We start from the raw sequence: 12132 nt of genomic DNA, 5'->3' as shown, positions 1-12132 counted from the left end.
GCGGGCGCCCGCCCGGCGGCGCCGTCAGCGCGACGTCGTGGCGGGAGGCGCCGCCTGCGCGGGCTGCGAGGCGCCCTTCTCGTCGCCCTCGGCCGCAGGCGGAGGCGCGGCGGGCGCCGCCGCCTTCGCCGCAGCGCGCCGCGCCGCCGAGGCGCCCGCCGGGGCCGCGTTCTGCTGCTTCGCGCTCCCGGCTGTCGCGTCGAGGCCCGCGAGCATTTGCTCGGCGCGATCGCCATAGCCCTTGGCGGAGCGGAGCGCGAGCAGCAGCTCGCGCGCCTTCTCGGCGTCCCCGGAGGCCTGATAGCACCTGGCCGCGTCCCACATCGCCGCGTGCGCGGCCGGCGTGCCCGGGTACCGCGCGCCGATCTCATCGAGCTTGCCGACGGCGGCCGCGCAGCCCGACTTGCGCTGCAGCGCCTGCGCATCCCGGAGCGCGACGCTCGCGCTGTCCTCGGGGGCCCCGGCCCCGCGCGCGCTCTTCTCCTTCGTCGCCTCCACCGCCCTGGGCGGCTCGCTCGCCTTGGCCTCGGCCAGGCGCCGGCCGTCCTCCTCTGCGGCGGGCGCGGCGACGGGCGCGGCGACGCTGGGCGGCTCGTGCTGATCCGACACAGGCTGGCCCCACTCGGTGACCCGCACGGGCGCCACGCCCGTCTTCGGCCGCAGCAGCAGCAGGCTCGATCCGATGACGAGCACGAACAGCGCCGCCATCGCGAGCTGCGGCCGCATCGCGTGGCTGCCGGCCCAGGCGAGCGCGCGGAGCGCCTTGCGCCGGAACGGCGTCTTCTTCTGCGCGACCTCGACCGCCTCGAGGATCCGCGCCTCGAGCTCCTCGCTCGGCTCCTCGAGCGGCAAGGAGCCGACGTCGCGGGCCGCGCGCAGCCCCGAGAACGCCGAGGCGCACCGGGCGCAGCCGTCCATGTGCCGCTTCATGGCCGCAACTGTCAGCTCGTCGAGCTCGTCGTAGAGCGCGTCCATCACGTGCTGATCGAACTTCTCGCAGTCCATAGGCAGCTCTTCCGGTGCGCTAGCGCAGCGCCCTCGCGTAGTCCTCGTACTCCGAGAGGGCCTCCTGGAGCCGCTCGAGGGCGTAGCGCATGCGGCTCTTCACCGTGTTCTCGGGCACCCCTACGATCTGGGCGATGTCCTTGAAGGGCACGCGCCCGATCTCCCGGAGGAGGAAGACCTCCCGTTGCTCGTGCGGCAGCCCCTCCACCGCCCGGAGGATGAGCTGCCCCATCTCGGTCCCGATCGCGACCCGGTCCACCGAGGCTTGAGGCGCCGGGTCCGCGGTCCGCTCGCCGAGCGTGGGCCCGTCGCCGCCGTCGCCGGAGCCCTGGTCGAGCGACGGGTGGCGCCGGAGCGCCATCTTGCGCAGGTGATCGATGCAGACGTTGCGCGCGATCGCGTAGGCCCAGGTGGTGAACCTCGCCTCGTGCTTGAAATCGGAGGCGCTCTGCACGATCTTCACGAACACATCCTGCACCAGATCCTCGGCGACGGCAGGTCCGCGGACCTGCCGCAGGATGAAGTTGTAGATGGACGTCTTGTGCCGCCGGACGAGCCCGGCAAACGCGGCGCGGTCCCCGCCCTGAAAGCGCATCATCAGCGCTTCGTCCGTGACCTCCTCTCGAGAAATCGGGACCATCCTAGCTCCCGGAGCGGCCGAGCCTCTGCGGCGCTCCTTCGGCGGCCCGAGCGGCGGGGTGTTCGTGGCGACGACCGCGGCGTCGGATCGGACGCGCAGCGCGGCTCGAAGATCTGAGGCGCTCTCCTTCCCCTGACACAAGCGCACCTTAGCGGATCCGCCCCCGAGCGAGCGAGCCCCCTTCGCCCGTCAACAGGGCGGCTCGCGCCGGGGCGCGCGCCGGACGGCGTCCCCGGCGCGCGGCGCCCGCCGCAGCCGCGTCGCTCGCTTGCCGGGGAGCTTGCCGGCCGCGCCGTCCGCGCGCGGAACGGAAAGAGGGTTCCGGAACGATTCCGGTTGCCTCGTGTGGCGGCGTCGTCACGCCGCAGGCGACGGACGCCCCGCGGGAGAGAGGAAGCTGTCCAGGTCGTTGCGCTCGGAAGCCTGCCGCCACTAGACTCGCCGGCACCGGGCGTGAGGTCGCCCCCCTCTGCTGACGAGGGTAAAACCACGAGGTTACCTTTCGATGCGACTTATCAGGATGCTGGCTGTGGGGGTGGGGGCCTCGTTCTTGATGGCCATGCCCGCCCTTGCCCAGAGCCCGGGCGGCGCGACGGGCACGACCGCTGCTCCCGCCGCCTCTGTGGCGCCGGCCGCCTCGACGCCGCCGGCTGCCCCGACGGCGCCGGCCGCCTCGACAGCGAGCGGAGCGCAGCCCGCCCCTGCGCCCGCCGCCGCGGCGGGCGCGCCGTCCGCGGGCACGCCGGCGTCACCGGTCACCGCGGCCGGGCCGGCTGGCGGCGCCGCCGCGCCGGCGATGGATGGCCCCACGTACTCGGTGCGGCTGCGCGACCTGGAGCAGCGCATCGATGAGCTCAAGGAGCAGATCCGCCGCAGCCACACGCGGCTCTCGCTCCTCAGCGACACGATCCTCTCCGGGGGGGGCGCCGGCTCGCGCGCCGCGATCAAGTTCAACAACGAGCTCTCGACCGCGTTCCGCGTGACGCGCGTGCTGATCGTCCTGGATGGCGCCGTCCAGTACAACAAGACCGATCAGTCCGGAGCCCTCGCGGAGCAGGCCGAGATCCCGATCTTCAACGGCTCGGTCCCGCCGGGGGATCACACCCTCCAGGTGCTCGTGAACCTGCAAGGCAACGGGTACGGGGTGTTCTCCTACCTCCGCGGCTACCGCTTCGAGGTGCGATCGAGCCACTCCTTCACGGCCGTCGAGGGCAAGACGATCAACCTCCAGGCGGTCGCGTTCGAGAAGGGCGGGGTGACGACCCCGCTCGAAGAGCGGCCAGCCGTGCGTTTCGTCGAGAAGATCGTGAGCGGCCTCGCGGATGCCCCTGGGCAGCCGGCCGCCGCCGCGGGTGGCAAGTAGCATCGAGCTCGTTAGGACAAGTCGCCATGACCTGGGACTCCGGATCGCGGGTAATCCCTGCCTTGCTTGGCCTGCTCACGCTCGGCGCGGCGACCACCGCGGCCCCTTCCGCAGCGTGGGCCCTGGACTCCGAGCGCGCCTACTCGAGCGCGTCTCAGCAGATCAGCGCCGTCTCCTCCGGGCTGGGCGCCATCCAGGCGGCGATCCAGAAGTCTCGCGGCGAGGAGCGCACCCCGGCGCAGCGCATCGCGGACGCCGTCCTGCTGATGGGCTCCCGGGACTACGAGCGCGCGGCCAACGTGCTGAACCAGGTGGTCGAGAAGTACCCTGACCATCCGACGGCGTTCCCGGACGCGCTGTCGCTGCTCGGCGAGACGTACTTCCGCTCGAAGCAGTACCTCTCGGCGCGCCGGGTCTTCCAGCGGATCGTGTCGAGCGGCGCCGAGCCGCGCTTCGCCGCCTACCAGGCGAAGGCGCTCGGCCGGCTCGTGGACATCTGCCTGCGGATCAAGGACTACGACGCCCTCGACGCCGTCTTCGCGTCGATGAACAACGTCCCGTCCGGCGCGGCGGGGAGCGCCCTCTCGTACGCCCGCGGCAAGGGCCTCTACGTGAAGAAGGACTTCGGCGGCGCGAAGGCAGCGCTCGGCGCGGTCGACCCGCAGAGCGAGTACTTCCACCAGGCGAGGTACCTGCTCGGCCTGATCGCGGTGAAGGAAGCGACACCCCCGCCGGAGCCCCTCAAGGAGGACGAGGCGCCCGCGGCGGCGCCCAAGACCCGCTACGTCGCCGCGATCGACCTGTTCCAGCGGGTGACGCAGCTCCCCGCCGACACGCCGGAGCACCGGCGCGTCATCGACCTCGCGTGGCTCGCGATCGGGCGGCTCTTCTACGAGGCCGACCAGTGGGCCCAGGCCGTGCAAGCGTACGGCCACATCGATCGCGTCTCGCCCGAGTTCGGGACGATGCTCTACGAGCTCGCCTGGGTGTATGTGCGCCTCGGCGACGTCGACCGCGCCCAGCGGTCGCTCGAGATCCTCGCGATCGCCGAGCCGGACAGCCAGAACATTGCGGACGGCTCGCTCCTCCGCGGCGACCTGATGCTCCGCGCCGGCCGCTTCGAGAAGGCGCTGAAGGTGTACGAGGGGGTCCGGGCCACCTACGACCCGATGCGCGCGCGCGTGGACGCCTTCCTCGGCTCGACGAGCGATCCCGCTGTCTACTACGACAAGCTGAGCCAGGAGCAGATCGAGACGCTCGACACGAGCTCCGCGCTCCCGCCGCTCGCGGTGCAGTGGGCGCGCGAGGCCGAGGACGGCCCGGCGGCGTTCGCGGTGATCGACGACATCAACCAGTGCCGCGAGCTGATCAAGCAGTCGAACGAGCTCATCGAGAAGCTGAACGCCGTGCTCAGCTCGCCCAACCGGGTGCGCGCGTTCCCGGCGCTCAGGGCGGGCGAGGAGAAGGCGCTCGCGCTGCTCAACCGGGTCGCGCTGGCGCGCCTCGCGCTCGGCCAGGGCATGGACGACGTGGAGGACGGCTCGCTCTCGGGCGAGATCGGCAGCGTGCGCGCGAGGCGACGCGCGCTGGAGAAGCGCCTCTCGCGCGTGCCCGTCACCGACGCCGACTTCCAGGAGCGCGAGACGCAGGCGCTCCGACAGTGGAACACCCAGTCGCAGCGCCTGCAGCAGCTCACGCTGCAGATGGACACGCTCCAGGCGACGATCAACGGCCTCCGGCGGGTGCTCCGCGAGGGGCCCCAGGCCGGGGTCGTCCGCGATCCCGCGAGCGTCGCGCGGTTCGAGCACGAGCTCGCGCAGAACGAGCGCGACCTCGCGCTCTACCGCCAGCAGTCGGACGTGCTCCGCCGGCAGATCAGCGCGGGCCGGGTCCAGGTCGGCTTCGGCGATCAGCGCTTCATCGAGGACGCGCAGGTGCGCAAGGCCCACCGCGACGCGCTGACGCGCGAGGTCGAGCTGGCCGCGGCGGGCGCCGGCGGCCGGGATCTCGCGGCGTACGCGCAGCGGATCGCGCCGGTGCTCCGCTCCGGCGACGCGGCGGACGCCAGGCTCGAGGCGGCGCTCCGCGAGATCGAGGGCGAGGTCGCCCAGAGGTCCGCGGGGCTCCGGCAGATCGTCGGCCGGGAGACGGCGAGCGTCGTGCACTACTCGGTGCAGCTCGAGGCGCTCGACCGCGAGGCGCGCCTCGTCGTCGGCGAGGTCGCGATGAGGAACTTCGGCCTCGTCCGCGACCGGCTGAAGAACATCATCCTCCGCGCCGACGTGGGTATCACCGAGGAGGCGTGGGAGGTCCGCGAGGAGCAGATGACGCGTGTCCGCAGCCTGCAGGTCGAGCGCGCCCGGGAGGATCGGGTCCTCAAGGAGGAGCTCAACGAGGTCCTCGACGACAGCGGCGATCCGGAGGACGAGAAGTGAGCAAGGAGCATGGCGGCGCGAGCGCGCCGCAGATCCCTGACGCGCCGCGCGCAGAAGCAGGGGCGCAGATCCTCGGGCCCGGGGCCGCGCGCGCCCGGCTCGGCGGCGTCGCGCGCGCGGGGCGCCGCCGCCCGCGCGGCGCGCTCGGGTTCGCCAGCCTTGCCCTGGTGCTGGCGGTCGCGCCGCTCGCGCTCTCCCAGCCGGGCGGCCAGCCCGCGCCTGCGACCTCCGCCGTCCCTGCGACGGCGCCGACGACGCCGGGCGCCCCGCCGCCCGCCGCGCAGCCTGCGGCCTCCCCTGCGCCCCCTGCGCTTCCGCCGGTGCAGCCCTTCGCGCCCCCGATGTCCGCCGGGCGCAAGCAGGCGCCGCCGCCTCCTCCTCCGACGCCCGCCCAGCTCGCCGCGCTCGCCGAGCTCGAGAAGGAGGCGTCCGCCTACGAGAAGGCGGCCCGCGACTACCGGGGCGCCATCACGCGCATCGTGCAGCACCACTACGAGGACCGGCGCCGCCGCATCCTCTCGGCGCTCGACCGCGAGATCGAGACGGAGCGGAAGGGGCTCCGCGACGCCCGAGAAGAGGCGATCCGCCGGCTCGAGGTGTTCGTCCAGCGCTACAGCGGCCCGAACGCCCACCCGGAGAACACCCCCGACGCGATGTTCCGCCTGGCCGCGCTCTACGAGGAGCGCGCCCGCACGGACTCCGACGCGAGCGAGGACCTCAGCGCCGCGCTGCTCCCGGCCATCGCGCTCTACAAGCGCGTGATCAGCGAGTTCCCGCAGTACCGCGAGCTCGCCGGCATCTACTACTACCTCGGTCACGCGCTGAACGACTCCGTGCGATTCCCCGAGGCGCAGCAGGTGTGGCGCTCGCTCGTGTGCCACAACAGGTACCCGTACCCGGTCGAGCCCGATCCGAAGGATCCGACGCGCGACACCGTCGGCGGGCTCCCTCAGGACCACGACGACGACTACTGGACCGGCTGGGAGGCGCGCCACCCGACGCCGATCGGCGCGACGCCGGGCGGCCGGGCGTTCCAGCCCGCCCGCAGGGCCGGGAGGGGGCAGGCGCCCGTCGTCGAGGACGAGACGACCTACAGCAACCCGTACGCGGACGATTGCCAGCCGATCCCACAGAAGACGGCGCTCGGCGCCGAGCCCCGCTACATCGCCGAGATCTGGTGGCAGATCGGCGACTACCACTTCAACGAGATCGATCGCGCTGGCGGGCCGTTCAACTACAACAGGGCCGAGTCCGCGTACCGGCAGTCCATCAAGTACAAGAAGCCGCCGGTCCACGGCGTCGCGATGTACAAGCTCGCCTGGACGTACTTCAAGCAGCAGCGCTACGAGACGTCGGTCCGCCAGTTCATCGAGCTCCTGCGCTACACCGACGAGCAGGAGAAGCTGACCGGCGATCCTGGCGCGGATTTCCGGGCGGAGGCGTACACCTACATCGCCGGCTCGCTCACGTACCTCGACTTCGTCGGCCCCGGACCGGACGAGCCGTACATCCCGCGCAACGACGTCCTCGACGTCGAGACCGACCCGCGCATGGCCGAGCAGAAGATGCGGGTGGCCATCGAGCGCGTCCAGGATCCCAAGCTGATCCCGCAGGATCAGAAGTGGACTGTCGAGGTCTACAAGGCGCTCGCGATGGAGTTCAAGGAGCTCAACCAGTATCGGAACACGATCGAGGTGAGCGAGATCATCCTCCAGAAGTGGCCGATGCACCGCGACGCGCCCGTCGTCCAGAACCAGATAGCGGACATCTACGACACGCTCACGTCGCAGTCCCGTGAGGGCACGGCCGAGCGGGCGCTGAACTCGGCGAAGGCGCTCGAGGCGCGCACGAAGCTCGCCCAGTACGTGGGGACGACCCCGTGGGTCGAGGCCAACAAGGACGATCCCGAGGCGATCCAGACCGCCGAGCGGCTGGTGCGCGGCGGGCTCCGCCGGGCCGCCGCCGATCACACGAACGCCGGCAGCGCCCTCGTGCAGCAGGCGCTCACCGTGGGCGAGAAGGAGACGCGCGACCCGATCTTCGAGCGCGCGCTCGGCGAGTACCGCCTCGCCGCGCAGGGCTGGGCCGGCTACCTGGCCCAGGACGAGAACGCCCCCGACGCGTACGAGAGCCGGTACTGGCTGGCCGACGCGCACCACATGGTCGTCGTGATCACGGTGGCGATGGATCGCTCGCCCACGCGTCAGGAGGTCGAGCTGGCGAGGAGCTCCGCGGTCGGCGTGCGGGACTCGAACGAGGACGACAAGTACCTGCAGCCGGCGGCGTACATGGTCGTCGACACCGCCCACCAGGCGCTCCTGGATCGACACAAGCTCTTCCAGCGGACGAACGGCGCCGAGGGCCTCGAGCCGCGCGAGAAGCTCAAGATCGTCGGCGAGGGCGACGAGCAGCGCGTGATCGCCGAGCCGCTGCCCGCCGAGGCCCAGGCGGCCGTCACCGCGCGGGACGAGTACATCCAGCGCGTCCCTCCCGCGCTCGACGCCCCCAAGAACATCGACCTCTACGCGTTCCAGGCGGCCGACTACTACTTCCTGTACGGCCAGTTCGCCGAGGCGCGCAGGCGGCTCGAGCCCATCTACAACACGCAGTGCGGCAAGACGGAGTTCGGCTACAAGGCGTGGGAGCGGCTCACGACGATGTCGAACCTCGAGAACAACGTCGAGCAGAGCCGCAAGCTCGCCGAGGCGGCGCTCACGCGGAGCTGCGCGGTCAGCGAGGAGCAGAAGCTGAAGGAGGGCGACATCGCCCGCCCGACGATCTCCCGCGGCTACTACCTCGACGCCGCACGGGCCTTCGAGAAGGCCGAGAAGATGCCGGACGGCCCGGCGCGCGTCGCCGCCTGGCGCGAGGCCGCCGCGCTCTACCGGGTCGCGCTCGAGAAGGCGCCGGCCCGCGACGAGGCGCCGGAGGCCGCCATGAACGGCGCCTATTGCTACAAGCAGGTCGGCGACTACGACCAGGCCATCGAGATGTACTCCCTGTTCATCAAGGAGTACGGAAACGAGGCGAACCTGGCGAAGCTCGAGAAGGGCGACCCGGAGGCGAACCCTCCGAAGAACCCCGATCCGAAGCGCTACGTCGAGCGGGTGAAGTACCTGAAGCAGGCGTACGACGCGCTCTCCGCCGCGTACGTCCTCTTCTTCAACTACCGCAGCGCGGCCGAGACGTATGACACGATCGCGCGCAACCCGCGGTTCGAGCAGGCGGCGCGCCGGGACGCGGCCCGCAACTCGGTGCTGCTCTACGCGAACATCGGCGAGCGCGACAAGATGACCGCCGCGCGCGCCACCTTCATGGGCCTGAACCCGCCCCCCGAGCAGAAGGCCGACATCGACTTCCTCGTCGCGTCGGCGGACCTGAAGGCGTGGGACGAGCAGGGCTCCGACGAGGGCCCGAACCGCGCCGCGCGCACCAAGGCGATGCAGTCGATGGAGGCCTACTACACGGCCAACAAGAACAACCCGGCCGCGAGCGCGTACGTCGTCCAGGCGGCGTACCACGCGTCGAAGATGCGCGCCGCCGCCGCCGACCCGCGGGCGCGGGAGTGGTGCAAGAACACCATGACGGCGTTCACGTCGTTCCGGAGCTCGGCGACCGGCGACAAGGTGAAGCCGCTCGGGTCGCTGCAGGCCGACATGGCGGCCGAGTGCGCCTACAGGGCCATCGACGACCGCATCAAGGCCGAGTTCGACTACGACACCGGGCACCACCGCTACGAGGGCGTCATCGACCAGGTGAAGCGCGCCTTCGAGGCCGACATCAAGAAGGCCAACGACAGGTACTGGAAGGATCTCCAGGAGGTCATCACCGCGTACGAGTCGAGGCAGTGGTCCGCCGCCGCGCGCGCGCGGCAGGGCTCGCTCTACGACTCCTGCCGAACCGGCCTTTATAACGCGCGCCCGCCGGGTCTCCGGCTCTACACGGACAAGGAGGAGAAGCTCCTCAAGCTCGCCGAGACGAGCGATCGCGAGGACCTCCAGGAGACCGCCGACGCGCTCCGCCAGAACCGGCGCGAGCAATGGCGCGCTGCGCGCGAGCGGCTCCTCGCCGACGCCGACCAGGCGATGGTCAAGTTCTACGTCGAGTCCGTCGTCTGGGCGAAGGCGTGGAAGGTCCGGAATCCGGCCGTGGATCACGCGATCCAGCGGCTCGCGTTCTTCACGGACATCCTCGGCGACGCCAAGCTCCGCGAGTGGAGCCAGGGGGTCATCGATCCCGAGACGAAGCGCCCGTTCGAGTACAAGGATGGCCTCTTCCTCCGGACGCGGCCCGGCATGACCCCGCCGCTCGCGCCCGACGGCCTCCCCCTTCCCCTGCCGGTCGTCCCATGAAGCGCCGCCTCCCTGTCACGCTCCTCGCCTGCCTGCTCGCGGCCCTGTCGCCGTTCGTCCTCGCGTCTTGCGGCGAGGAGGCGACGCCTCCGCCGAAGGCGCCCACCCGCCCGGTGGGCCCTGCCGGCGCGACCCCGCCCGTCCAGGCGCCGTACGGCATCACCGACGCCCCGAGCTCGGCGCGGCCGTACGATCAGCCCGCGCAGCCCGCGCACCCGGCGATGAACGCCCGCGCGGCGGCGGTCTATCAAACCGGCCTGCAGGCGTTCGCGAACGGCGACCTCGCCAACGCGCGGGCGCTGTTCGCGCAGGCGACGCAGGCCGACCCGCGCGCCCACCAGGCGTTTTACTCGCTCGGCGTGGTGCAGGAGCGGCTGCGCGACCCGGGCGCTGGCGCGAGCTACCGCCAGGCGTTCACGCTCGTGCCCGACTACGAGCCCGCGATCATCGCGTACGCGATGCTCCTCGCCAGGAAGGACCAGCTCGGCGAGGCCGAGCGCCTGCTCAACGAGAAGCGCGGCCAGATGCCGAAGTCGGCGGCCGTCGCGGCGACGCTCGCGGAGATCAAGTCGCTCCAGAGGGACACCGGCTCGGCGCAGCGGCTCGCGCAGGAGGCGCTGAAGATCAACCCGGACTACCGGCCGGCGATGGTCATCATCGCCCGCGATCACTACAGGAACCGGCGCCTCGACCTGGCCCTGTACGCGCTCCAGGCGATCCTGGACGGGTTCGAGCCGGTCAGCGAGAACCCGCCGCGCGACCGGGACAACGCCGAGGCGCTGCTGCTCCGTGGCCTCATCTACCGGGAGCAGGGGCAACGCGCAGCGGCGCTGGAGGAGTTCCGCAAGGCGGTCGCGCGCCGCCCCGATCTCGTCGAGGCGCGGGTGCAGCTCGCGACCTACCTGCTCGAGGCGGGCAACGCCCAGGAGGCGCTGCCGCTCCTGGAGGGCGCCGTCCGGTTCGACTCCGAGCACCTCGCCGCGCACCTCAACCTCGGGGACGCTTACCGCCTGCTCGAGCGCTACACGGACGCGAAGCGCGAGTTCGACTGGGTCCTCGCCCGCAACCCGAACCTGCCGCAGATCCACTACGACCTCGGCCTGCTCTACCTCTTCGCCCCCAGCATTCCCGGCATGACGCCGAAGCAGCAGGTGGCGGAGGCCATCAAATCGCTGACGAGGTTCCAGGAGCTGCGCAACAAGGGCCAGCGCGACGACTCGGAGGAGCTCCTGAACCGCGCCAAGCTCAAGGAGGGCGAGCTCAACGCGGCTGCCGCCGCAGCGCAGCCCGCGGCCCCGCCTCCTCCTGCTGCCCAGACCGACGGGGGCGTCGCCGACGCCGCGACCGACACGTGAGGGAGACCATGAGCATCTACAAGGCACTTGCGCTGGGTTCGGTCCTGCTCGCGACCCTCTGCCATGTCGAGCGCGCGGACGCGCAGGAGACGGGCAAGCAGCGCGGGGTCATCACGCTCGCGGAGGTCACGATCACCGGCCGCATCCAGAAGCCGATCGCGGCCGTCGACGTGAGCCGGATCCAGCCGAAGCTCACGCTCGCCGAGCTGCGCCAGCCGTTCCTCGACCGCATCGAGCAGGCGATCTTCAAGGAGCCGTTCTAGCGCCGCGCGCCGGAGATCCTGCCCGATCTCCGGCTGCCGCCTCGCCCCGGGATCCCCGCGCGCGCTCGACCTGTCGCCGTGTCCGCCGTGCTCTTCATCGCGCTGTCGATCGCGGCGAGCGGCGCCTGCGCCGCTGTCTCGTGGCGCCACCCGGCGCAGGTCGCGGCCGCGACGGGCGCGGACCTGACGGCGCTCGCGCGCGCGCTCCGCGCGCTCCCCGTCGACGCGCGGCTGGCCGAGCTGGCGAGGCGGTCGCCGCCAGAGAGCTGGGAGCGCCGGCTCGCGGACGAGCTCCTGTCCGCCGCCGGCCCGCGCGCGAGGGTCGCGGCGGCGAACGATCTCCTCGCCGAGATCGAGCAGCGGCTCGACGTCGGCGCGGGGTGGCCGCGCGCGGCGGCGCGCCTGTCGGCGCTCGTCGCGCTGCTCCTCGCCACGGTCTCCTTCCTCGCGCAGGCCGGCCCGTCCATCCTCGCGCTCGTGCTCGGCGCGGGCGCCGCCGGCGCGATCGCCTCCGCGGCGGCGGGGCGCGCCGGCCGCGCCGCCGCCGCGCGCAAGCGCGAGGCGATCGACGCGCTCGTCGACGTCGTCCTGGGACCGCTCGACGGATCCGTCAGGAAACCTCCCGCACCATCTCGGCGTCCGCGCCGCGCGTCCCGCTGAGCGCGGGCTCGCTCTCCTGGACCGCCCGTGCGCGCGCGTGTACCCTCGCGGGCTGTGGT

General features: G+C 72.2%; 8 protein-coding genes. 6 read left to right on the top strand and 2 right to left on the bottom strand.

Translation table 11 applies throughout. The annotated features are described in order from the left end of the window. Window positions 1-24: 24 nt before the first annotated feature. Window positions 25-1005, bottom strand: a complete 981-nt coding sequence (locus tag WMF42_RS30665) for a zf-HC2 domain-containing protein (protein WP_437686335.1) — start codon at window positions 1003-1005, stop codon at window positions 25-27. 19 nt (window positions 1006-1024) lie between these two features. Then, a complete protein-coding gene (locus WMF42_RS30660; RefSeq protein WP_061612403.1) occupies window positions 1025-1645 on the bottom strand; it encodes an RNA polymerase sigma factor in 621 nt (206 codons plus the stop codon). A 505-nt stretch (window positions 1646-2150) separates the two neighbouring features. Here WMF42_RS30660 and WMF42_RS30655 point away from each other — a divergent pair. The 6 genes from WMF42_RS30655 (at window position 2151) to WMF42_RS30630 (ending at window position 12073) form a co-directional block, all read left to right on the top strand. Then, window positions 2151-3008 (top strand): hypothetical protein, encoded by an 858-nt coding sequence (locus WMF42_RS30655; RefSeq protein WP_437686334.1) that lies wholly within the window; start codon window positions 2151-2153, stop codon window positions 3006-3008. A 26-nt stretch (window positions 3009-3034) separates the two neighbouring features. Beyond that, window positions 3035-5443: a tetratricopeptide repeat protein gene (locus tag WMF42_RS30650; protein WP_061605400.1), complete on the top strand. Its 2409-nt coding sequence runs from the start codon at window positions 3035-3037 to the stop codon at window positions 5441-5443. Then, complete coding sequence (locus WMF42_RS30645; RefSeq protein WP_437686333.1) at window positions 5440-9795, top strand: tetratricopeptide repeat protein; 4356 nt, start codon at window positions 5440-5442, stop codon at window positions 9793-9795. The genes WMF42_RS30650 and WMF42_RS30645 overlap by 4 nt, the downstream gene beginning before the upstream one ends. Continuing rightward, window positions 9792-11150 carry a tetratricopeptide repeat protein gene (locus tag WMF42_RS30640; protein WP_437686332.1) on the top strand — a complete coding sequence of 453 codons (1359 nt, stop codon included), beginning with the start codon at window positions 9792-9794 and terminating at the stop codon, window positions 11148-11150. The genes WMF42_RS30645 and WMF42_RS30640 overlap by 4 nt, the downstream gene beginning before the upstream one ends. 8 nt (window positions 11151-11158) lie before the next feature. Further along, window positions 11159-11413 carry a hypothetical protein gene (locus tag WMF42_RS30635; RefSeq protein WP_437686331.1) on the top strand — a complete coding sequence of 85 codons (255 nt, stop codon included), beginning with the start codon at window positions 11159-11161 and terminating at the stop codon, window positions 11411-11413. A 78-nt stretch (window positions 11414-11491) separates the two neighbouring features. Beyond that, window positions 11492-12073: a hypothetical protein gene (locus tag WMF42_RS30630; protein ID WP_437686330.1), complete on the top strand. Its 582-nt coding sequence runs from the start codon at window positions 11492-11494 to the stop codon at window positions 12071-12073. The last annotated feature ends 59 nt before the right edge of the window (window positions 12074-12132 follow it).

Origin of the sequence: Sorangium sp. So ce176 (assembly GCF_051519835.1) — a bacterium.
Lineage (GTDB): Bacteria > Myxococcota_A > Polyangia > Polyangiales > Polyangiaceae > Sorangium > Sorangium cellulosum_G.
This window is presented reverse-complemented; position numbering and strand designations above follow the sequence as displayed.